The organism is Streptomyces sp. NPDC052016, assembly GCF_044548445.1.
Lineage (GTDB): Bacteria > Actinomycetota > Actinomycetes > Streptomycetales > Streptomycetaceae > Streptomyces.
This window is the reverse complement of sequence record NZ_JBIUBX010000019.1, coordinates 156436-177836: the sequence shown is the minus strand read 5'-3', so window position 1 is coordinate 177836 and position 21401 is coordinate 156436. Positions and strand designations below refer to the sequence as shown.

The 21401-nt window shown below is 74.1% G+C and carries 19 protein-coding genes; 10 read left to right on the top strand and 9 right to left on the bottom strand.

Annotation, left to right across the window (positions count from 1 at the left end):
• Positions 1-5: 5 nt before the first annotated feature.
• Entirely contained in the window at positions 6-926 is a 921-nt protein-coding gene (locus ACIHAR_RS24240; protein ID WP_400021764.1) for a TIGR03619 family F420-dependent LLM class oxidoreductase, read from the bottom strand.
• Between the two features lie 59 nt (positions 927-985).
• On the bottom strand, positions 986-2257 hold the full coding sequence (locus tag ACIHAR_RS24235) for an amidohydrolase family protein (RefSeq protein ID WP_365459642.1): 1272 nt from the start codon (positions 2255-2257) through the stop codon (positions 986-988).
• A 216-nt stretch (positions 2258-2473) separates the two neighbouring features.
• Here ACIHAR_RS24235 and ACIHAR_RS24230 point away from each other — a divergent pair, with 216 nt between their 5' ends.
• Positions 2474-5425, top strand: coding sequence for a BTAD domain-containing putative transcriptional regulator (locus ACIHAR_RS24230; RefSeq protein WP_365459645.1), 2952 nt, complete (start codon positions 2474-2476; stop codon positions 5423-5425).
• A 212-nt stretch (positions 5426-5637) separates the two neighbouring features.
• On the top strand, positions 5638-5823 hold the full coding sequence (locus ACIHAR_RS24225) for a hypothetical protein (protein WP_365459648.1): 186 nt from the start codon (positions 5638-5640) through the stop codon (positions 5821-5823).
• A gap of 102 nt (positions 5824-5925) precedes the next feature.
• Here ACIHAR_RS24225 and ACIHAR_RS24220 read toward each other — a convergent pair whose 3' ends face one another.
• Positions 5926-7572 carry a FadD3 family acyl-CoA ligase gene (locus ACIHAR_RS24220; RefSeq protein WP_400021727.1) on the bottom strand — a complete coding sequence of 549 codons (1647 nt, stop codon included), beginning with the start codon at positions 7570-7572 and terminating at the stop codon, positions 5926-5928.
• Positions 7573-7654: 82 nt separating this feature from the next.
• On the opposite strand from ACIHAR_RS24220, the gene ACIHAR_RS24215 reads away from it, so the two are divergent.
• Genes ACIHAR_RS24215 through ACIHAR_RS24205 form a run of 3 tightly spaced genes read left to right on the top strand, consistent with a single transcriptional unit; the run spans position 7655 to position 10024 of the window.
• The gene (locus ACIHAR_RS24215; RefSeq protein ID WP_365459654.1) at positions 7655-8824 is read left to right on the top strand and encodes a lipid-transfer protein; all 1170 of its coding nucleotides are present in this window, start codon (positions 7655-7657) and stop codon (positions 8822-8824) included.
• Between the two features lies 1 nt (position 8825).
• The gene (locus ACIHAR_RS24210) at positions 8826-9254 is read left to right on the top strand and encodes an OB-fold domain-containing protein (RefSeq protein ID WP_365459657.1); all 429 of its coding nucleotides are present in this window, start codon (positions 8826-8828) and stop codon (positions 9252-9254) included.
• Positions 9251-10024 carry an enoyl-CoA hydratase/isomerase family protein gene (locus ACIHAR_RS24205; RefSeq protein ID WP_365459660.1) on the top strand — a complete coding sequence of 258 codons (774 nt, stop codon included), beginning with the start codon at positions 9251-9253 and terminating at the stop codon, positions 10022-10024. The genes ACIHAR_RS24210 and ACIHAR_RS24205 overlap by 4 nt, the downstream gene beginning before the upstream one ends.
• Positions 10025-10247: 223 nt before the next feature.
• Here the strand turns inward: ACIHAR_RS24205 and ACIHAR_RS24200 are convergent, their stop codons facing one another.
• On the bottom strand, positions 10248-12617 hold the full coding sequence (locus ACIHAR_RS24200) for a serine/threonine-protein kinase (RefSeq protein WP_365459663.1): 2370 nt from the start codon (positions 12615-12617) through the stop codon (positions 10248-10250).
• A 177-nt stretch (positions 12618-12794) separates the two neighbouring features.
• Positions 12795-13517 (bottom strand): VOC family protein, encoded by a 723-nt coding sequence (locus ACIHAR_RS24195; protein ID WP_400021723.1) that lies wholly within the window; start codon positions 13515-13517, stop codon positions 12795-12797.
• Positions 13518-13651: 134 nt separating this feature from the next.
• Between ACIHAR_RS24195 and ACIHAR_RS24190 the strand changes: the two genes are divergently transcribed.
• Positions 13652-14287, top strand: a complete 636-nt coding sequence (locus ACIHAR_RS24190; protein WP_365460069.1) for a TetR family transcriptional regulator — start codon at positions 13652-13654, stop codon at positions 14285-14287.
• A 153-nt stretch (positions 14288-14440) separates the two neighbouring features.
• Here ACIHAR_RS24190 and ACIHAR_RS24185 read toward each other — a convergent pair whose 3' ends face one another.
• Complete coding sequence (locus tag ACIHAR_RS24185; protein WP_365459669.1) at positions 14441-14893, bottom strand: Lrp/AsnC family transcriptional regulator; 453 nt, start codon at positions 14891-14893, stop codon at positions 14441-14443.
• Positions 14894-14975: 82 nt separating this feature from the next.
• Here ACIHAR_RS24185 and ACIHAR_RS24180 point away from each other — a divergent pair, with 82 nt between their 5' ends.
• Positions 14976-15608 (top strand): LysE family translocator, encoded by a 633-nt coding sequence (locus ACIHAR_RS24180; protein ID WP_400021721.1) that lies wholly within the window; start codon positions 14976-14978, stop codon positions 15606-15608.
• Positions 15609-15742: 134 nt separating this feature from the next.
• Here the strand turns inward: ACIHAR_RS24180 and ACIHAR_RS24175 are convergent, their stop codons facing one another.
• Positions 15743-16222 carry a nitroreductase/quinone reductase family protein gene (locus ACIHAR_RS24175; RefSeq protein ID WP_365459675.1) on the bottom strand — a complete coding sequence of 160 codons (480 nt, stop codon included), beginning with the start codon at positions 16220-16222 and terminating at the stop codon, positions 15743-15745.
• Complete coding sequence (locus tag ACIHAR_RS24170; RefSeq protein WP_400021718.1) at positions 16219-17406, bottom strand: acyl-CoA dehydrogenase family protein; 1188 nt, start codon at positions 17404-17406, stop codon at positions 16219-16221. Before ACIHAR_RS24170 ends, ACIHAR_RS24175 begins: the two co-directional genes overlap by 4 nt.
• A 111-nt stretch (positions 17407-17517) precedes the next feature.
• Between ACIHAR_RS24170 and ACIHAR_RS24165 the strand changes: the two genes are divergently transcribed.
• From ACIHAR_RS24165 to ACIHAR_RS24155, 3 genes are all read left to right on the top strand, one after another.
• Positions 17518-18714, top strand: a complete 1197-nt coding sequence (locus tag ACIHAR_RS24165; protein WP_365459681.1) for a thiolase C-terminal domain-containing protein — start codon at positions 17518-17520, stop codon at positions 18712-18714.
• Between the two features lie 62 nt (positions 18715-18776).
• Positions 18777-19442 (top strand): pyridoxal 5'-phosphate synthase, encoded by a 666-nt coding sequence (locus tag ACIHAR_RS24160; protein ID WP_365459684.1) that lies wholly within the window; start codon positions 18777-18779, stop codon positions 19440-19442.
• A gap of 217 nt (positions 19443-19659) precedes the next feature.
• Positions 19660-20643 (top strand): expansin EXLX1 family cellulose-binding protein, encoded by a 984-nt coding sequence (locus ACIHAR_RS24155; RefSeq protein ID WP_400021715.1) that lies wholly within the window; start codon positions 19660-19662, stop codon positions 20641-20643.
• Between the two features lie 115 nt (positions 20644-20758).
• On the opposite strand, the gene ACIHAR_RS24150 is transcribed toward ACIHAR_RS24155, so the two are convergent.
• Positions 20759-21370 (bottom strand): GNAT family N-acetyltransferase, encoded by a 612-nt coding sequence (locus tag ACIHAR_RS24150; RefSeq protein ID WP_400021713.1) that lies wholly within the window; start codon positions 21368-21370, stop codon positions 20759-20761.
• Positions 21371-21401: the final 31 nt, after the last annotated feature.

Sequence of the window (21401 nt, the reverse complement as noted above, 5' to 3'; positions counted from 1 at the left end):
TCTCCTCACAGGTGGGGGGCTGTCTCGGCGCCGAACGCCTCGATCTGGTCCGTGAGCTCCGCGCGGTCACGGCAGCGGAAGCGGACCTGGATCTGGTCGACGCCCATGGCGCGGTAGGCCCGGAGGGAGGCGGCGAGGGCCTCCCCGGGACCGGTGAGGGTGCGGGGGCCGACGTCCCAGGCGGGGGCGCCGACGTAGAGGGGCTCGGTGAGGGCGCCGATGGTGAAGGGGACGCCGGAGGAGGTGGCGCCCGCGTCGCGGATGCGTCTGATCCGCTCGATCTGCGCGGGCAGCCGGTCCCTCGGGTCGCCCTGGGGCAGCCAGCCGTCGCCCTTGAGGGCGGCCCTGCGCACGGCGGCGGGCGAGGACCCGCCGACCCAGAGGGGGACGCGGGGCTGGGCGGGCCGGGGCCGCTGCCCGAGCCCCTCGAAGTCGTAGGACTTCCCGTGGTGCTCCGGGAACTCCTCCGGGCCCAGTGCGGCCCGCAGCGCGTCGATCGTCTCGTCGAGGACGGCCCCCCGCCGCTCGAAGTCCGCCCCGAGCACCTCGAACTCCTCGCGTACGTGCCCCGCGCCGACGCCGAGGATCAGCCGGCCGCCGCTGAGGTGGTCGAGGGTCGCGTACTGCTTGGCGGTGAGGAGGGGGTGGCGCAGGCCGACGACGGCGACGTGACTGAGGAGGCGGACGCGTTCGGTCACGGCGGCGAGGTGGGCGAGGGTGGCGACGGGGTCGTACCAGACCGTGCTCATGGCGCCGGCCAGGCGGCGCGGGATGGCGACGTGGTCGCAGCAGGCGACGTAGGCGAAACCCGCGCGGTCGGCGGCGCGGGCGACGGCGACCAGGTCGGCGGGACCGGCGCCGGCCTCCCAGGGTTCGGCGTAGAGGGTCGACTGGGACTGGACGGGGAGCTGGATGCCGTACTCCAGGCCGCCCTCCGACCCGCCCTCCGGGCCGGCCGCACCGGTCGCGCCGTACGGCGAGCCGGTCAACGGATCCCACCGGGCCACAGGCCCTCCGGCGTGAGGCCCAGCAGGTCGATGGCGTTGCCCCGGACGATCCGCTCGACGACGTCGGGGTCCAGGTGGCCCATCTGCGCCTCGCCGACCTCCCTGGACTTCGGCCAGGTGGAGTCGGAGTGGGGGTAGTCGGTCTCGTAGAGGACGTTTCCGACGCCTATGGAGTCCAGGTTCCTGAGCCCGAACGCGTCGTCGAAGAAGCAGCCGTAGACGTGGTCGGCGAACAGCTCCGACGGCGGGCGGGTGACCTTGTCGGCGACGCCGCCCCAGCCGCGGTTCTCCTCCCAGACGACGTCGGCGCGCTCCAGGATGTACGGGATCCAACCGATCTGGCCCTCCGCGTACATCACCCTGAGGTTCGGGAAGCGTTCGAACTTGCCGCTCATCAGCCAGTCGACCATCGAGAAGCAGCAGTTGGCGAAGGTGATGGTGGAGCCGACGGCGGGCGGGGCGTCGGCGGAGGTGGAGGGCATCCGGCTGCTGGAGCCGATGTGCATGGCGACGACCGTGCCGGTCTCGTCGCAGGCGGCGAGGAAGGGGTCCCAGTCGTCGGTGTGGACGGAGGGCAGGCCCAGGTGCGGGGGGATCTCCGAGAAGGCGACGGCGCGCACGCCCCGGGCGGCGTTGCGGCGGACCTCGGCCGCGGCCAGTTCGGCGTCCCAGAGGGGGATGAGGGTGAGCGGGATCAGGCGGCCGCGGGCCTCGGGGCCGCACCACTCCTCCACCATCCAGTCGTTGTAGGCGCGCACGCAGAGCAGGCCGAGGTCGTGGTCGGCGGCCTCGGTGAAGGTCTGGCCGCAGAAGCGGGGGAAGGTCGGGAAGCAGACGGCGGACTGCACGTGGTTGACGTCCATGTCGGCGAGGCGGGCGGGGACGTCGTAGGAGCCGGGACGCATCTGCTCGTAGGTGATGACCTCCAGCTTGATCTCGTCCCGGTCGAAGCCGACGGCGGTGTCGAGGCGGGTGAGGGGGCGGTGCAGGTCCTCGTAGACCCACCAGTCGCCGAGCGGGCCGTCGTCGCCGCCCGGGGTGCCCATGACGGGTTTGAAGCGGCCGCCGAGGAAGGTCATCTCCTTGAGCGGGGCGCGGACGATGCGCGGGCCGGTGCCGAGGTACTTCCTCGGGAGGCGGTCCTGCCAGACGGTGGGGGGTTCGACGGTGTGGTCGTCGACGGAGATGATCCGCGGCAACGGGGTGCCGGGGCGGGTGTCCGTGGTCTCCGGGGTCTCCATGGTCTCCATGTGGGCACGGTAGCGCCGATCTGACGGTCCGTCAGCTAGCGTGGCAGGGCGCTCGGGTGCCTCACCTGTCGGCCTCTGTGCGGATGTGTGCGAAGAGCGTGTGAGAGGTGTGTGCCTCCCGCGTGCCGCCCTGTGATCGGCGTCTCGCACGGCTGACGGTTCCGGCATGGACAGGGCAAACTGACCTTGTTGGTCATGATGCCTAGGGGGACCCCGATGGACGAGGGTGGACCGCGCGTGCCGGAGCAGAGGCGTCCCGGCTCCTCGGGGGAGCCGGCGCCGTTGCGCTTCGACGTGCTCGGCCCGGTGCGCGCCTGGCGCGGCGAGGAGCCGCTGGCGACCGGATCTCCCCAGCAACGCGCTCTGCTCGCCGCCCTGCTGCTGCGCGAGGGCCGCACGGCGACGGCCGCGGAGCTGATCGACGCGCTGTGGGGCGAGGAGCCGCCGTCCCAGGCGCTGGCGGCGGTGCGGACGTACGCCTCCCGGCTGCGGAAGGTGCTGGACCCCGGCGTCCTGGTGACCGAGTCGGGCGGGTACGCGGTGCGCGGGCTGGGGGACGGCGCCCTGGACCTGGCGGTGGCCCAGGAGTGGGCGGCGCGGGCGGAGAAGGCGCGGGCCGCCGGGAACCTGGCCCCCGCGCGGGAGGTGCTGAACCGCACGCTGGCGCTGTGGGACGGGGAGGCGCTGGCCGGGGTGCCGGGCCCGTACGCGGAGGCGCAACGGGTGCGCCTGGAGGAGTGGCGGCTGGGCCTGCTGGAGGCCCGGCTGGACCTGGACCTGGAGCTGGGCTGCCACACGGAGGCGGTCTCCGAACTGACCGCGCTCACCGCCGCGCACCCGCTGCGCGAACGCTTCCGCGAGCTGCTGATGCTGGCGCTGTACCGCAGCGGCCGGCAGGCGGAGGCGCTGGCGGTGTACGCGGACGCGCGGCAGCTTCTGGCGGAGGAGCTCGGGGTGGACCCGGGCCGGAGCCTGCAGGACCTCCATGAGGGCATCCTGCGGGCGGACCCCGCCGTGACGGAGCCGTCGACGTCGGCCGCGGAGCCGCCGGTGGTGCGGGTGCGTCCGGCGCAACTGCCCGCGACCGTTCCCGACTTCACCGGCCGGGCTTCGTTCGTGCAGGAACTGAGCGAGGTACTGGCGTCGGGGGCCGAGGGCCGGGTGATGGCCGTCTCGGCGCTGGCCGGCATCGGCGGTGTGGGCAAGACGACGCTGGCGGTGCACGTGGCCCACCAGGCGCGCTCGGCGTTCCCGGACGGCCAGTTGTACGTCGACCTGCAGGGCGCGGGGCAGCGGGCGGCGGAGCCGGAGACGGTGCTGGGCGCGTTCCTGCGGGCGCTGGGGACGGCGGACTCGGCGATCCCGGACTCGCTGGTGGAACGGGCGGCGCTGTACCGGTCGGTGCTGGACGGGCGGCGGGTGCTGGTCCTGCTGGACAACGCCAAGGACGCGGCGCAGGTGAGGCCGTTGCTGCCCGGCGCGGAGGGCTGCGCGGCGCTGGTGACGTCCCGGGTGCGGATGGTGGACCTGGCGGGGGCGCACCTGGTCGACCTGGACGTGATGTCGCCGGACGAGGCGCTGGCGCTGTTCACGAAGATCGTGGGCGAGGAGAGGGTGTCCAGCGAGCGCGAGGCGGCCCTGGACGTGGTGGCGGCGTGCGGCTTCCTGCCGCTGGCGATCCGGATCGCGGCGTCGCGGCTGGCGGCGCGCCGGACGTGGACCGTCTCCGTGCTGGCGGCGAAGCTCGCGGACGAACGCAGGCGGCTGGACGAGCTCCAGGCGGGCGACCTGGCGGTGAAGGCGACCTTCGAGCTGGGTTACGGCGCCCTGGAACCGGCGCAGGCGCGCGCCTTCCGCCTGCTGGGCCTGGCGGACGGTCCGGACATCTCCCTGGCGGCGGCAGCGGCGCTGCTGAACCTGGGCACGGACGAGACCGAGGACCTGCTGGAGTCCCTGGTGGACACGTCGCTGCTGGAGTCGGCGGCGCCCGGCCGGTACCGGTTCCACGACCTGGTGCGGCTCTACGCGCGTGCCTGCGCGGAGAGGGACGAGTGGCCGCCGAGCGAGCGGGGGGCCGCGATGTCGCGGCTGCTGGACTTCTATCTGGCCACGGCGGCGGCGGTCTACGCGTCGGAGCGGCCCGGCGACCGGCTGGTGGACGCGCTGGAGCCGACGGAGCACCCCGGACTGCGCTTCACCGAGGGCTCGGCGGCACTGGACTGGCTGTACACGGAGGCCGCCCCCTTGCTGGCGTGCGTCCGGCAGTCGGCCGGCACCGACCGTCTGCGGCGGGCGGTCGATCTGCTGTGGGCGGCGAAGGACCTGACCGAATCGGGCGCCAACTCGCACCAGTACGAGACCACGGCCAGGGCGATGTGCGAGGCGACCCGGTCCGCGGGCGACGCACGCGCCGAGGGCAGGGCCCGGACGGTGCTCACCGACGTCCTCCTGGTCTCGGGGCGGATCCAGCAGGCGGAGCAGGAGGCCCGGCTGGCCATGGAACTCGCCGGATCGGTGCGGGACTCCACCGCTGTGAGCTGGGTGGCCAACAACCGCGGGCTCATCTGCCTGCACCAGCACCGGTACGCGGAGGGCCAGCTCTTCTTCGACCAGGCCATAAACGGATTCCGCGCGGCGGGCAACAAGCCGGGGGAGGCATCCGCCCTGTCCAATCTGTCCCGCGCCCAACTGGGCGCGGGCAACATCACCGCGGCGGTCGACATCGCCCAGCACGGACTCGCGCTGTACGTGGAGATGGGCCGCACCATGCGCCTGGCCAACGGGCACTTCGCGGTGGGGGTCGCCCTGACCAAGGCAGGACGCCACGACGAGGCGCTCCGTCAGTTCGCCGACGCCCTGGCCATCTTCGGCGACCACCGGCAGCGGCTGTGGGAGGGCGCGACGAACTTCCGCATCGCCGAGGTGCACATGGCCGCCGAGCGCCCCGCCCACGCGGCTCGGCACGCCGAACAGGCCCTCGCCCTGGGCAGCATCGGCGGTGACCGGATGCGCGGCAACATCCTCACGCTTCTGGGCCGGGCCCTGTCCGTGCTGGGGCAGGTGGAACGGGCCAGGGCGTGCTGGCGCGAAGCGCTCAACCTCCTCGAGCAGAACGGGGCCGCGGAGGTCGACGACGTGCGGGCACTGCTCACGTCGGCCCCGGCTTGAGAGTGGGCCGCACGCCGGTCCCTGAGGGGCGTTCAGCGTTTGTTTATCCCGGCCCGGCATGCTCATACCTGCCAGACCGTCGCGTCGGGGGGCAGACGGTCCGGCCAGGAGCCGGTCGATTAGGGTGCGGCTCCGAACGCCCGTCCGGCGGCCCGCGGGGGAGCTTCCGGACGGGCGTTCCTCACTCACCACCCAACAGCAGAGGAACACCCATGAGCGAGACGAAGAAGGACGCGGTGAGCACGCCGCAGGAGAACACCGCGCCCACCGCGCCGGCGAAGGACGAGACGATCACCACGCTCGACAACCACATGCCGAGCGAGCCGGCCGGGGAGAACATCATCGCGCTGGACAACCACATGCCGGCCCCGCCCGCCCTGGACCTGGACGGCAAGTAAGCCTCGACCGAACGGGGATCGGCCGCGGCGGCGCGGAGGGGAGCCGCCGCGGCCGAGGTGCGTCCGGGGTCCGCCGGCCTCACCGGTTCCGCACCACCGCCTTCACCGGGACACGGCCCCCCGCGCGGGCCCACCCCGCAGCTCCCCCTTCACCACCTTCCCGCTCGCGTTCCGCGGCAGCTCACGCACGAACTCCACCGCCCGCGGCACCTTGTAGTTCGCCATCTCCCTGCGCGACCAGGCGATGAGGTCGTCCGCGGTCACCACGGATCCCGCCCGCCGCACCACGTAGGCCTTGCCGACCTCGCCCAGCCGGGCGTCCGGGACGCCGATCACCGCGACGTCGGCGACGTCCGGGTGGAGCCCCAGGAGCTGTTCTATCTCCGCGGGATAGGCGTTGAAGCCGCCGACGATGAACATGTCCTTGACGCGGTCGGTGATGCGGAGGTTGCCCGCCTCGTCGAGCACGCCGACGTCCCCCGTGCGCAGCCAGCCGTCCGCGCCCAGCACCTCCGCCGTCGCCGCCTCGTCCTGGTAGTAGCCGCGCATGACGTTGAAGCCGCGGACCAGGACCTCGCCGGGGACGCCGGGGCCGAGCACGGCGCCCGCGCCGGACACCACCCTCACCTCCGTCCCGGGGATCGCCCGGCCCGAGGTCGACGCGATCACCGAGGGCTCGTCACCGCGGCGGCACATCGTGACGATGCCGCTCGCCTCCGACAGGCCGTACGCCGTCAGCACGGTCGACACGCCCAGCTCGTCCCGCAGCCGCTCCACCAGCCGCAGCGGCACCACCGCCGCGCCCGTCACCACGAGTCGCAGCGCCGAGAGGTCGTAGGTGTCCCGGGCCGGGTGGTCCAGCAGCGACTGGTGGAGGGTGGGCGGTCCCGGGAGGACCGAGACCCGCTCCGACGCCACGTTCGCCAGGACCGTGGTCACGTTGAACACCGGCTGGGGGATCATCGTCGCGCCCCGCATCAGGCAGGCGATGACGCCCGCCTTGTAGCCGAAGGTGTGGAAGAAGGGGTTCACGATCAGGTAGCGGTCGCCCCGGCGCAGACCGGCCAGCTCGGACCAGATCTCGTACGCCCGCAGGGTCTGGGCGTGGGTGATCACCGCCCCCTTCGGGCGGCCCGTGGTGCCCGAGGTGAAGACGATGTCCGAGGGCCGGCCGCCGTCCACCGCGTCCGCCCTCGCCCGCACCCGCGCCGCGCCCACCGCGTCCCCGCCCGCCAGGAAGTCCTTCCACGTGCGGAAGCCCACCGGCGCGTCCTCCGACAGCACCACCGCCGTCTCCAGCGCGGGCAGCCCGCCCAACGGCCCCTCCCCCGGCCCCCGGCCGGCCGCCCGCCGCAGCGAGGCCACGTACGACGTCCCCAGGAACGTGCCCGTCACGAACAGCAGCCGGGCGCCGCTGCGGCCGAGCACGTCCGCGGCCTCCGCGCCCTTGAAGCGCGTGTTCAACGGCACCAGCACCGCGCCCGCCGACACCGCTCCCAGCGCCGCGACCATCCAGTCCAGGGAGTTCGGCGCCCAGATCGCGACCCGGTCGCCCGGCTCCACCCCGCTCGCCAGACAGGCCGCCGCCGACCGCTCGACCCGCGCGCCCAGTTCGCCGTACGTGATCCGGGTGCGGCCCTCCACCACCGCCTCCACGTCCGCGTACCGCTCGGCCGCCCATCGGACCAGCCCGGGAACGCTGCCCCACTCGCCGCACCGCGCGCCGTCGTCCACCGCGGACCTCCTCATCCCAGGAGCTGACTGACCGTCAGATTAGCTGTAACCTGACGGGCTGTCAGCTCCTCACAGCCGTCCGCGGAGGTGTGCGCCCGTGCCCGGAGGACCAGCACCAGGACCAGGACTCAAGGACGCCACCGCGATCGTCGGCATCGGCCGGACGCCGTTCGCCAGACACCTCCCCGAGGACGAGAGGACCCTCGCCTGCCGGGCCGTCCTCGCCGCGCTCGACGACGCCGGGATCGCGCCCGGCGAGGTCGACGCCCTCGCCTCCTACACGATGGAGGAGACGGACGAGGTGGAGCTGGCGAAGGCCGTCGGTCTCGGGGACCTCACCTTCTTCAGCCGCGTGCCCTACGGCGGCGGCGGCTCCTGCGCCACCGTCGCCCACCTCGCCACCGCCATCGCCTCCGGGCAGGCGACGGTCGGGGTGGCGTGGCGGTCGCGGAAGAGGGGCAGCGGGCCCCGCCCCTGGACGAACACCACCGTCCAGCTCCCCACCCCGGCCCAGTGGACCCGGCCCTACGGCCTCCTTCGGCCCGTCGACGAGATCGCCATGCTCGCCCGCCGCTACATGCACGAGTACGGCGCCACCCGTGACCACCTGTTCAACGTCGCCCTCGCCTGCCGGAACAGGGCGAACCAGAACCCCGCCGCCGTCATGTACGAACGGCCCCTCACCCGCGAGTCGTACATGACCTCGCGCTGGATCAGCGAACCCCTCTGCCTGTACGACAACTGCCTCGAGACCGACGGGGCGCTGGCGTGCGTGGTGGTGAGCAGCGAACGCGCCCTGGACTGCCGCCGACGGCCCGTCTACGTCCACTCCGCCGCGCAGGGGCTGCCCGCCCAGCACCACGGCATGGTCAACTACTGGAACGACGACCCGCTCACCGGCCCCGCCTGGACCGCCGCCCGACACCTGTGGAAGCACGCCGACTTCACCCCGCAGGACGTCGACGTCGCCCAGATCTACGACGCGTTCACGCCGCTCGTCCTCCTCTCCCTGGAGGGGTACGGCTTCTGCGGCCGCGGGGAGGGCGGCGCGTTCACGGAGGGCGGCGCGCTGGAGATCGGCGGGCGGCTGCCCCTCAACACCGGCGGGGGCGGGCTCAGCGAGGCGTACGTCCACGGCTTCAACCTCATCGACGAAGGCGTGAGGCAGCTGCGGGGGACGAGCACGGCCCAGGTGCCGGACGCCGCGACCTGCCTGGTCACCGCCGGTGAAGGAGTCCCGACCTCCGCACTGCTCCTGAGGAGCTGAGATGCTGAAACCCCTCGCCGACGCCGACGGCGCGCCCTTCTGGCGGTACGCGGCCCAGGGCGAACTCCGTGTCCAGACCTGCTCCGGATGCGGCGAACCCCGCTTCCCGCCCCGGCCCTGCTGCCCGCACTGCCGGTCCTTCGCGAGCGCGTGGACGGCGACCTCCGGGCGAGGCAGGATCTGGTCGTACGTCGTCGCCCATCCGCCCCTGCTGCCGGACTACGCCGAGCACGCCCCCTACGACGTCGTCCTGGTGGAGCTGGCCGAGGCACCGCGGATCCGGCTGGTGGGGAACCTGGTGAGCGGGGCCGGGGCGCCGCTCGGCTCCGTTCCCCGCGGCCGCCTGCGCATCGGCGCCCGGGTGCGGGCCGTGTTCGACGTGGACGGGCCCTCCCCGTGTCCGCCCCAGTGGGTCCTGGAGCGGCCGTGAGCCTGCGTCTGACCACCGACGGGGAGACCGGCGTCGCCGTCGTCACCCTCGACCGGCCGGAGCGGCTCAACGCCATCGACCTCGACCTGGCCGGCCGCCTGAGGGACGCGTGGCGCGCGCTCCGGTTCGAGGACTCCGTACGGGCCGTCGTCCTCACCGGCTCGGGGACGCGCGCCTTCTCCACCGGCATCGACCGGGACGCCGTCGTGCCCCAGCCCGGCTCCCCCTACATGCAGGACGACCCGCTCCTCACCGTCGGGCCCAAGGCGAACGACCTGTGGAAACCGGTCGTCGCCGCCGTGGAGGGGATGGCCTGCGGGGGAGCCTTCTACCTGCTCGGGGAGTGCGAGTTCCTCGTCGCCGGGTCCGACGCCGTCTTCTTCGACCCGCACACCTCCTACGGGATGGTCAGCGCGTACGAGTCGGTGCTCATGGCGCAGCGGATGCCGTACGGGGAGGCCGCGCGGATGATGCTCATGGGGACCGCCGAGCGGATCTCGGCCCGGCGGGCGTACGAGACCGGGCTCGTGTCCGAGATCACCGAGGCCGGTGGCGCGCTGGACGCCGCCGTCGCCCGTGCGGGCGTCCTCGCCGGGTATCCGGCCGCCGGTGTGCAGGGCACCGTGCGGGCCCTGTGGGCGGGCAGGGAGGCGGCCCGCGCGGCCGGGTTGGCGCAGGCGCCGCATCTCGTCTCGCTGGGCAACCTGCCCGCCGAGCGCCAGGCTGAGCTGTTCGCCGCCCGCCGGCCGGGAGAGTTCCGGACGCGGTGAGCCGGACGGGGCCGCCGGCGGGGCGTAGGGGCCGGCACCGTCGCCGTGGACGTGCGGGGACCGTCTCTCACGGCCGTGCCCACTGCCTGGCGACCGGCCCGTGCGGGGCGTAGCGTCTGCGGTGAGAGCGGTGAACGCGCCGCTTTCCGCAGTGACGGCCGCCGTCCGGCCCCCTTTCCGTGTACTCGGTACGACGGCCGTCCCGGACGGCGAGGCCGAGCGGCTAAGCCGTTCTCGCCGTCCCGGTTCCCTTCTCCGCGTCCAGGGCGTACACGCACCGGTCCTTGCTGCACGCGTACACCACCCCGTCCCTGACCACGGGCGAGCCGGTGATCTCGCCGCCGGTCGCGAGCTTCCAGCGCAGGCGGCCGTCGTCGGCCTTCAGGGTGTACAGCAGGTGGTCGGTGGAGCCGAAGTGGATACGGCCCTCCGCCACCGCCGGGGCGCCCACGATGTCGCCGCCCGCCTGGAAGCGCCACTTGGGCGTGCCGGTGACCGCGTCCAGGGTGTAGAGGCCCTTGCCGCTGCCGACGTGGACGTGACCCGCGGCGACCAGCACCGGGTCGACGGAGGAGCGCGCCTCGGTGGCGATGCGCCAGCGGTCGCGGCCGTCGGTGGCGTCGAGGGCGTACACCGTGCCGAGGTAGTCGGCGAGGTAGACGCCGCCGCCCGTGACGGCCGGGCCGGGGACGAAGGCGGGCGGGGAGAGGAAGACCGCCGGGGCCTCGAAGTGCCAGCGCACCATGCCGCTCGCCACGTCCACGGCGAGGACCCGGGTGCCGGCGGAGATGTAGACGTAGCCGTCGGGCGCGGACGTGACGCGCACCGGGACGCCGCCGCAGGAGGCCATGTCGCCGATGGGGTACGCCCAGCGCTCGTCGCCGGTACGGGCGTCCAGGGCGCGCAGGCGCGCGTCCTGCCAGACGTAGACCGTGCCCTCGTGCAGGGCGGGCCCGGCCTCCGGGGACTCGAAGTCGGTCTGGCAGCCGGTGACCTCCCACAGCTTCTGGCCGGTGGAGGCCTCCCAGCCCTGCACCCCGCCGCCGCGGGTGCCGGTGACGACGGTGCCCCGCTCGGCCTTGAGGCAGTACACCCAGGCGTCCGTGGGCAGCCGCCACAGGTCGGTGCCCTCACGGGCGTCCAGGGCGAAGAGGGTGGGGCCGTCGGAGGCGTGGACACGGCCGTCCGCGACCGCCATCGACCAGGCCACGTCCCGCGTCTTGAAGCGGCGGCGGCCGGTGGCCACGTCCAGGGCGTGCACCTCGAAGGAGGTGACGTAGACGAGGTCGCCGTCGACGGCCGGGGTGCCCCAGACGTCGTTGGACATGCGGAAGCGCCAGGGGCGCCAGCCGGCCGGGGTCTCCGGGGGCGCGGGCGGGGCGGCCGGCACGCCGGTCGGGTCGGCGCCGTTGACGCCGGGACGGGGCCGGGACCAGGAGGCGACCAGGCCGGGCTCGGGCGCGGGCGCCTTCACGGCCGCGGTGGCGCGCACGTCGGCGACGCGCGGGCCGGGGCCGATCGGGACGGCCGCCCCGGCCAGCCGGACGGGGCCGGTGTCGGGGGCGCCGACCGCGACGGGCGCCGGGCGCGCCGGGACGACGGGGTCGTGCGCGGGCGGGGGCGGGACGGCGGGGCGGGCGTCCGCGCCGCCCCCTCCGCCGCGGCCCGTGAGGGGCGCGGCCGCCTTGCCGGGCGGGCGGCCGCCGCGGCGGGACTCGATGAGCGCGACGGCCTTCTCGGGCAGCCACGCCGACGCCGTTCCGCTGTCGTCGGAGCCGGAGCCGAAGAGGTGCGGGGCGAGCTGGGCCTGGAGGTCGGCGGGGCTGGGGCGGCCCGTGGCCTCCATCTGCATGCAGGACTCGATGAGCGGGCGCAGCTCGTCCGGCAGGCCCTCCAGGTCCGGGCCCTCGCGCAGCAGCATGAAGACCGTCTCCACCGGGTTGGCGCCGTGGAACGGGGGGTGGCCGGTGGCGGCGAAGACGAGGGTGGAGCCGAGGGAGAACACGTCGCTGGCGCCGGTGACGCTGCGGGAGTCCTTGGCCTGCTCCGGGGACATGTAGGCCGGGGTGCCGACGGCGACGTTCGTCATCGTCAGACGCGTGTTCGACACGCCGGAGGCGATGCCGAAGTCGATCACCCGGGGACCGTCCTCGACGACGAGCACGTTCGACGGCTTCAGGTCACGGTGCACGAGACCCGCGCCGTGGATGGACTGCAGGGCCTCCGCGACGCCCGCCGCCAGCCAGCGCACCGCCTGGGCCGGGAGCGGCCCGCACTCGTTCACTATCTCCTCGAGGGAGGGTGCGGGCACGTAGGCGGTGGCCAGCCAGGGCACGGCGGCGCGCGGGTCGGCGTCCACGACCGCGGCCGTGTAGAAGCCGGAGACCGCCCGGGCCGCCTCCACCTCGCGCGTGAAGCGCACGCGGAAGAGCTGGTCCTCGGCGAGCTCCGTGCGGACCGTCTTGATGGCCACGCGCCGGCCCGAGGCCGAGCGTGCCAGATAGACCAGCCCCATGCCGCCGGCACCCAGCCGTCCCAGCACCTCGAACGGCCCGATCCGCCGCGGATCGTGCTGCGTCAGCTGATCCACCACTTGCCTGCCACCTCCCCGTACGAGCCGCGTCACCCATATGTGTACGCGACCCCGTGCAGCGTCTCACCACCGCACCGCCATGGCGGCACGCACCCCGATTCTTCCTGGCCGGGCCACCGGTTGCGAACCCCGGGACAATCAGGGTGTCTCATTTCATATACCGGCAAAAAAGACGGCTCAGCGCTGCAGGACGGCGAACGACGCCCCTTGATTGTCCGTGACGACGGCCACGGTTCCGTACGAGGCGGTGAACGGACCCGCCTGCACCCGCCCGCCGAGCCGGCTCACCGCGCCGAGCGCCGCCTCGCAGTCCTCGACCCCGAAGTGGACGAGGAAGTGGGGCGGCATGACCTCGGGGAAGACGTCGGTGACCGGCACCCGGCCGAAGTCGGGCCGGGCGCCGGGGCCGAAGAGGGCGTCGTGGAAGAGGTGGCCGTAGAAGGTGTTCACGGTCTCGGTGTCGCGGGCGTAGAGCTGCGCCCAGGCGAAGGCGCCGGGCCGGTGGCGGACGCCGAAGCCCTGGTGGCCGGCCGCCTGCCACAGGCCGAAGACGGCGCCCTCGGGGTCGGTGGCGAGGGCGGCGGTGCCCAGCCCGTGGACCGGGAACGGGGCCGTGACGACCTGGCCGCCGGCCGCCCGGATCCGGCGGGTGGTGGCCTCCGCGTCCGGGGTCGCGAAGTACACCGTCCAGACGGTGGGCATGCGGCCGTCCGCCTTGTGGGCCAGCGCGGCGACCGGTTCACCGTCCAGCAGGGCCCACACGGCGGCGCCGTACGCCGTCTCGAAGGTCCATCCGAAGAGCGCCCCGTAGAACCGCTGCCCCGCTTCCACGTCGGGGAGCTGCGCGTCCACCCAGCAGGGGACGCCCTCTGCGTACACCGATGCCCTGTTTTCGGCCATACAGCCAAGCTAACGGCGCTTCACGCAAGCCGCAGACCAGGCACACCCGCCTCCGCAGCCCCTCGCACCCCATTTGCAGTCGGCCGAATCGCGCTCCGATCACCCCTCGGTAAGCTGACGACATGACAGGACAAGTGCGTACCGTCGACGGCCGCGTGGCCGGTCGACGTGGGCAGGCGACGCGGCAGAAGCTGCTCGACTGCCTCAGTGAGATGCTCAGCTCCTCTCCGTACCGGGACGTCAAGGTCATCGACGTCGCCCGGAAGGCGGGCACTTCGCCCGCGACCTTCTACCAGTACTTTCCGGACGTCGAGGGCGCCGTCCTGGAGATCGCCGAGCAAATGGCCGCCGAGGGCGCCGCGTTGACCGAGCTGCTCGAGGGCCGCTCCTGGGTCGGCAAGGCGGGCTGGCAGACGGCGCAGGAACTCGTCGACGGTTTCCTGGAGTTCTGGAAGAGGAACGACGCGATCCTGCGCGTCGTCGACCTCGGGGCCGCCGAGGGCGACAAGCGCTTCTACAAACTCCGTATGAAGATCCTGAACTCGGTGAACAACTCCCTGGCGGACTCCGTCACCGAGTTGCAGTCCAAGGGCAGGGTCGACAAGGACGTGAATCCGGCCGCGATCGCCGGTTCGCTGGTCGCGATGCTGGCGGCGGTCGCCTCGCACCAGAAGGGATTCCAGACGTGGGGCGTCAAACAGGCTGAACTGAAGCCCAATCTGGCGCTGTTGGTCTACCTGGGCATCACCGGCAGGAAGCCGACGAAATAGCCCGTAGCGGCACTTCTCCTTTTATCCATCCGAAGTCCTGTCTGGCAGGCGGTGGTTCACCCGGTTTCCCCGGGCGGACCACCGCCTGTCGCGCTATGCGGGCGCTTGTCTCACAAGGAGCGGCGGAGCGAGCGGAACGCGGGGGAACGGCGCTCAGGCCGGCAGCGGCCGGGCCTTCACCACGTGCTTCATCACCAGCGTGGACGTCAGCCGCTGCACCCCCGGCAGCGTCGCCAGCCGCTCGTCGTACAGCCGCTGGAAGGCCGCGAGGTCGGCGGTGGCCACCCGCAGCAGGTAGTCCGGCTCCCCGAACAACCGCTCCGCCTCCAGGACGTGCGGGATGCCGGCCAGCGCGCTCTCGAACTCGGCGACCGTGTCCCGGTCCTCCTGCCGCATCGAGACGAAGACCAGCGCCTCGAAGGTGAGCCCGACGGCGGCCGGTTCCACGATCGCCCGGTAGCCGCTGATCGCCCCGGTCCGCTCCAGCTCGCGCAGCCGCCGGTGGCACGGCGAGACGCTCAGCCGCACCCGCGCGGCCAGCTCGGTCACGGTCAGCCGCCCGTCCTGCTGAAGCTCGGCAAGGATTTTCCGGTCCACGTCGTCCATGAGGTAGATCTTGCCTCAGAAAGCCCGTTCCAGGGAAAAGTTCGGGAACACCTTCGGCGGTCTCGCGCCTAATGTCACTTCCATGGATTCGGGAACGCTGCTCTCCTTCCTCGCCGTCGACCTGCTGCTGGTGTGCGTGCCGGGGGCCGACTGGGCGTACGTGATCGCCGCCGGGCTGCGCGGCCGGTCGGCGGGCGCGGCCGTGGGCGCCGCCGTGGGCGGCCTGGTGAGCGGCTACGCCCTGCACACCGCGCTGGCCGCGGCGGGACTCGCGGTGCTGGTCGCCGGGTCTTCCGCGCTGCTCACCGCGCTGACGGTGGCGGGCGCGGGGTACCTGCTGTGGCTGGGATGGGGGGTGCTGCGCCGGCCCGCGCTGCCCGAGGCGGGGGACGCCGGCGGCGAGAGCCGGGGGCGGGTCTTCCTGCGCGGGGCAGCGATCAGCGGCCTCAACCCCAAGGGGCTGCTGCTCTACCTCTCGGTCCTGCCCCAGTTCCTGACCACCCGGGACGCCCACCTGCCGGTCCCCGTCCAGACCGCCGCGCTCGGACTGCTGCACATGGCGTGCTGTGCCGCCGTCTACCTGACGGTGGGCGTCCTGGCCCGCGCGGTGCTGGGCGCCCGCCCGGCCGCCGCCCGCGCGGTGACCCGGACGTCGGGGGCGGCGATGCTGGGGATCGGGGCGTTCCTGCTGGTCCAGCGACTGGCCACACTGTGACCGCGCGACGGGCGGGCGGGCGGGGGCGACGCCATGGCGCCATGCCCGGAGGTGGCGGCGCCAGGGGGTGTCCGCAAAGTCGCGTCGTCCGCCCGCAGGGCGTCGCGGGCCAGGCGAGACTTCGCGGACATCCCCTAGGACCGCGGGGTGAGCCGGAACAGCCTGATCTCCCGGTCCACCCGCGCCTGGTACGTCGCGTACGGCGGCCAGAACGCCAGCGCCGCCTTCCAGACCGCCGCCCGCTCCTCCCCCTCCAGCAGCCGGGCCGTCACGGGGATGTCCGTGCCCTTCCAGCTGATCTCGGCGTCCGGGTGGGCGAGGAGGTTGGCGGTCCAGGCGGGGTGGCCGGGGCGGCCGAAGTTGGAGCCGACCAGGATCCAACTTCGGCCGCCTTCCTCGGGCATGCAGGCGAGGGGCGTGTGCCGGGCCAGCCCGCTGCGGGCGCCTGTGGAGGTGAGCAGGACACCCGGCAGCATCTGGGCGCTAAGCAGCACCTTTCCGCGGGTGAGCCGGTGGACGGCCCGGTCCAGGGCCGGGATGACGTGCGGGGCGACCTTGGCGAAGGCCGGGGCCGAGGAGATCTTCCGCACGAGCCGCACCCCGACGGTGATCACACCGCCACCTCCTTCCGCTCGAAGAGCCGGGCCGTTTCCGCCGCGCGGGCGCGCAGCCGGTGCACCGGGCCGAACAGCAGCTCGTCCCCGGCGGCGCGCTTGAAGTACAGGTGGGCGTCGTGCTCCCAGGTGAAACCGATGCCGCCGTGCAGCTGGACCGCCTCCCCGGCCGCGGTGCACAGGGCCTGCAGGGCCTGGGCGAGGGCGAGCCCGCCCACGCGCTCGCCCCGCCCGGTCGCCCAGGCGGCGTAGTAGGCGGCGGACCGGGCCGCCTGCACCTGCACGTACACGTCGGCGAGCCGGTGCTGGACCGCCTGGAAGGAGCCGATCACCCGCCCGAACTGCTCACGCTGCCCGACGTACTCGACGGTCCGCTCCAGCGCGCGGTCGGCGGCGCCGACGGCCTCGCAGGCGAGGACGGCGGCCGCGGAGTCGCCGAGCCGGGCGAGGGCGGCGGGCACGTCCTGGCCCTCGCCGTCCCCCAGCAGGTCGGCCGCCACGTCGCGGAGTTGGATCCGCCCCTGCGGCCGGGTCGCGTCCAGCGCGGTCTGCCGCGCCCGGACGACTCCGTCGGCGTCCCCCCGCACGAGGAAGAGCAGGATCCGGGAGCGCACGAACCCTCCGGTGTGGGCGGCGACCAGCAGCAGCCCGGCACTGTGTCCGTCGAGGACCTGCGCGGCCTCCCCGTACAGCCGCCACTCGCCGCCCACGCGCCGGGCCTGGACCCCTCCGGCGCGCCCGCCGCCGGCCCAGTCGCCGTCGTTGCCGCGGGTCAGCGCGAGGGCGGTGGACAGGGCGGGGGCGGGGACGGCGAGGGTGGCGGTGAGGGCGCCGGAGGCGAGACGCGGGAGGAGGGTGCGGCGCTGGGCGTCGGCGCCGAGGGCGAGGAGCGCCGGGGCGGCGAGGACGCCGGTCGCGAGGAGGGGGGACGGGGTGAGGGCGCGGCCGGTCTCCTCGCAGGCGAGGGCGAGGTCGGTGACGGGGCAGCCGACGCCGCCGTACTCCTCCGGGAGGGCGAGGCCGGGGAGGCCGAGCTGCCCGGCGAGGGCGGTCCAGAGGGCGGGGTCGTGGCCGGCGGGGGTGTCGAGGGCGGCCCGCAGGTCGTGCGGGCCGGAGCGTTCGTGGAGCAGCTCCCGCAGTGTGCGGCGGATCTCGTCCTGTTCGGCGGTGAAGCTGGGGTCCATGGCGGGCGCTCCCTCCGGTTCTGACGGGGCGTCATGTTAGGTCGGCGGGACGGGAATGCCCAGGCGTACGGCACCTGCCACCCCGATCGGATCTGATGTACCGTCAGATCTATGGGGATGCCAGGGAAGCCGGGGAGCAACCCGGGTAACCGCGGGGTGGCCGTGGTCGGCGTGGCCCTCTCCGACTGCGGCCGGGTGGACGACGCGACGCCGTACGCCCTGCACGCCCAGGCGGCCCGCCGGGCGCTGGCGGACGCGGGACTCGACCGGTCGCTCGTGGACGGCTTCGCCTCCGCCGGGCTGGGCACCCTCGCCCCCGTCGAGGTGGCCGACTACCTGGGCCTGCGCCCCACCTGGGTGGACTCCACCTCGGTCGGCGGCTCGACCTGGGAGGTCATGGCGGCCCACGCGGCGGACGCGATCGCGGCCGGCCACGCGCGGGCGGTGCTGCTGGTGTACGGCTCGACGGCGCGCGCGGACGTCAGGGCGGGCCGCCGCACGGGCACGTTCGCCTTCGGCGCGCGCGGCCCGCTGCAGTTCGAAGTCCCCTACGGCCACACCCTGATCGCCAAGTACGCGATGGCGGCCCGCCGCCACATGATCGAACACGGCACCACCGTCGAGCAGTTGGCGGAGGTCGCCGTGCAGGCCCGGGCGAACGCCGCCCTGAACCCAGAGGCGATGTTCCGCACCCCGGTGACGGTGGACGACGTCCTGTCCGGCCCGATGATCGCCGACCCGTTCACGAAACTGCACTGCTGCATCCGCTCCGACGGCGGCGCGGCCGTCCTGCTCGCGGCCGGGGAGTACGTGCGGGACTGCCGTACGGCCCCGGTGTGGGTCCTCGGCACCGGCGAGCACGTGTCGCACGCCGGCATGACGCAGTGGGACGACTTCACGGTGTCCCCGGCGGCGGTGAGCGGACGCCTGGCGTTCGAGCGGGCCGGGGTGGGCCCCGGGGAGATGGACTTCGCGCAGATCTACGACGCCTTCACCTACATGACGCTGGTGACCCTCGAGGACCTGGGCTTCTGCGGGAAGGGCGAGGGCGGGGCGTTCGTGGAGAAGGGCCGGCTGCTGGCGGCCGGCGGGGAACTGCCGGTGAACACGGACGGGGGCGGCCTGTCGGCCCAGCACCCGGGCATGCGGGGCCTGTTCCTCCTCGTGGAGGCGGTACGTCAGCTACGGGGGGAAGCGGGTGCGCGGCAGGTGCGCGCGCGGGACGGGCAGCTTCCGCGACTGGGGGTGGCCTCGGGCACCGGCGGGTGGTTCTGTTCCTCGGGCACGGTGGTGCTGGGGCGGGATTAGGGGCGTGCGCCCCGGGCCCGTCGGTGGCGGCCGGGGCCGGGGGCACGGGGATACTCGGGGCCATGGGAACGGATCTTCACGAGCTGCTCAGGTCGCTGCGGGTGTGGGCCCCGGAGGTGACCGCGCTGCCGCCCTTCGACCCGGGGGCCGCGCCCGCCGAACCGGTGGAGCTGTTCACGCGGTGGTTCGCCGAGGCGGTGGCGGCCGGTGAGCGGGAGCCGCACACGATGACGCTGGCGACGGCGGACGAGGACGGCCTGCCCGACGCCCGGATCGTGATGCTGCACGGCGCCGACGAGGACGGCTGGTCCTTCGCGTCCCACGTCACCAGCCGCAAGGGCCGCCAGCTCGCGGCCCGCCCCTATGCCGCCCTCACCTTCTACTGGCCCGCCCTGGGCCGCCAGGTCCGCGTCCGGGGCCCGGTGAGCACGGCCCCGGCGGAGGCCGCCCGGGCCGACCTGCGGATGCGCTCGACGGGAGCGCTGGCCGCCGCCCTGACCGGGCGGCAGAGCGAGGCCCTGGGATCGCTGGAGGAGCTGGCGCGGGCATCGGAGGCGGCCTGGGAACGGGCGGGACGGGAGCCGGACGCCCAGGCGGCCTCCTGGACGCTGTACCGGCTGCGGCCGGACGCGGTGGAGTTCTTCCAGGGGGACGAGAGGCGGCGGCACGTACGGCTCCTCTACCGGCGTACGGATCCGGACTGGGAGCGGGTGTTGCTCTGGCCGTGAGCCGCGAGCCGCGAGCCGTGAGCCGCGAGCCGCCGGGGCCGCCCGGTTCCGGCCGCGTGCTCTTCGAAGTCCACGGTCCTGCCCCCCATCGCGGGCTCGTCCCGGCGTCAAGGCCGGGAGGCGCGGTCGCCCGCCGTTCCGCGTGCGCGGCAACCTTTCCGCGTCCGGCGGCGACCGAGAGGGGACGACGTGTTCTTCCGAGCCGTAAGGACCCTCCGTGGCTGCCCCTTCGCACCGCCGTTCCCGCGGCAAGAGACGTATCGCCCCAGGCCCCGCCGTCGCCGTGGCGGCCGTCGCGGCCGTGACGCTGTTCGTGACCCTGGTGGCGGCCTTCGGGCCCGGGTCCGGGGACGGGACCCGGGCCGGGAAGGCCGCGGCCACGTCCGTCGCGGGCGCCGGGGCCGCCGGTTCCCCGGCGGCGTCGGCTCCGACGGCCCCGACGCCGGCCACGGCCTCCCCCGCCTCGCCGAGCGCCACGGCCGCGGCCCCGGCCACCCCTCGGGCCACCCCCTCCCCCGCCGCACCGGCCGCCTCCGCGCGGCCGACCGCCGCGAGTCGCCCCCGGACACCGTCCGGCACGGCGTCACTGGCGGGACGCATCCGCCCCGGTGTCTCCTACCAGGGCGTGGCGACCTCCTACGACGTCGGGAACGGCGACGGCGCCTGCTCCTTCGGCCCGACCGACGACGTCATGACCGCGGCCATGAACACGGCGGACTACGAGACGTCCAAGGCGTGCGGGGCGTACGTCCTGGTCCGCGCGGGCGGCACGTCCGTCACCGTCCGGATCACGAACGAGTGCCCCGCGCCCTGCGAGGCAGGCCAACTGGACCTGAGCCGGCAGGCGTTCGCCGAGCTGGCCCCCCTCTCGGCGGGCCGGATAGCGATCACCTGGAGCCTGCTGAGCCCCAGCACCTCCGACACGGTGTCGATCCGCTACAAGACGGGGTCCACCCGGTACTGGTGCGGCATCCAGGCGATCGGCCACCGGAATCCGCTGGCGCGGCTGGAGGTGCGCACGGGCGGCGCGTGGATCGCGCTGCCGCGCACCGAGTACAACTACTTCCTCTCCGAGCAGGGCAGCGGGTGCGGAGGCGCGATCAGGATCACCGACATCCACGGGGAGCGGCTGACCGTCGAGGGCATCGCCCTGCGGGCGGAGGCCGTCCAGGCGACGCGGGTCCAGTTCGCCCGGCACTGAGGGCGTACCGCGCTCACCCGCCGCACTCGTACACCGCGAAGTCCCCCACCGGCCGGTACCCGATCCGCTGGTACCGGCCATCGAGGTCGTGGGTGAGGCGCCGTTTCGGCGGGGCTCACGCGCGTTCCCCGACCCGCGGCTCCGGGTCCGTCGCCAGGCGTCCGTGCCGGTGGACGTCCCGCCAGGCGTCCCGGCGGCCGGCCTCCCACATCGCCCCGCGCAGGGTTCCCTCGTACAGGAACCCGCAGCGCTCGGCGATCCGGCAGGACGCCTCGTGGCCGAGGGCGTGCCCGAGCTCCAGTCGGTGCAGTCCGAGCTCGGTGAACGCCCAGCGGGACACCAGCAGCAGGGACCGGGTGGCCACCTGGCGCCCACGGGCCTCGGGCAGGACCCAGTAACCGATGTTGCCTGCGCTCTGCACGCGGTCGATCGCGTTGAGGCCGATCTGTCCGAGGACCGTCCCGTCACCGGCGTCGGTCACGCAGAGGGTCAGGCCGGTCCCGGCCTCCGCGTCCGCAGCCTTCGCCCGGAGCGACTCCCGCGCTCCGGCGGCATCCGTGATCGTGCGCAGGGGGGTGTTCCAGCGCAGGAAGTCGGGGTCGAGGAGCCCGCGCAACCATGCGTCCACGTCGGTCTCGGAGTCGGGATCCCAAAGGCGCAGCAGCAGTCCGTGGCCTTCGAGTCGGGGGCCTGCCGGAAGAGCGGACGACTCACGGATGTCGGTCATCCGTTCATTGAAACACCCGTTCCAGCCGCCC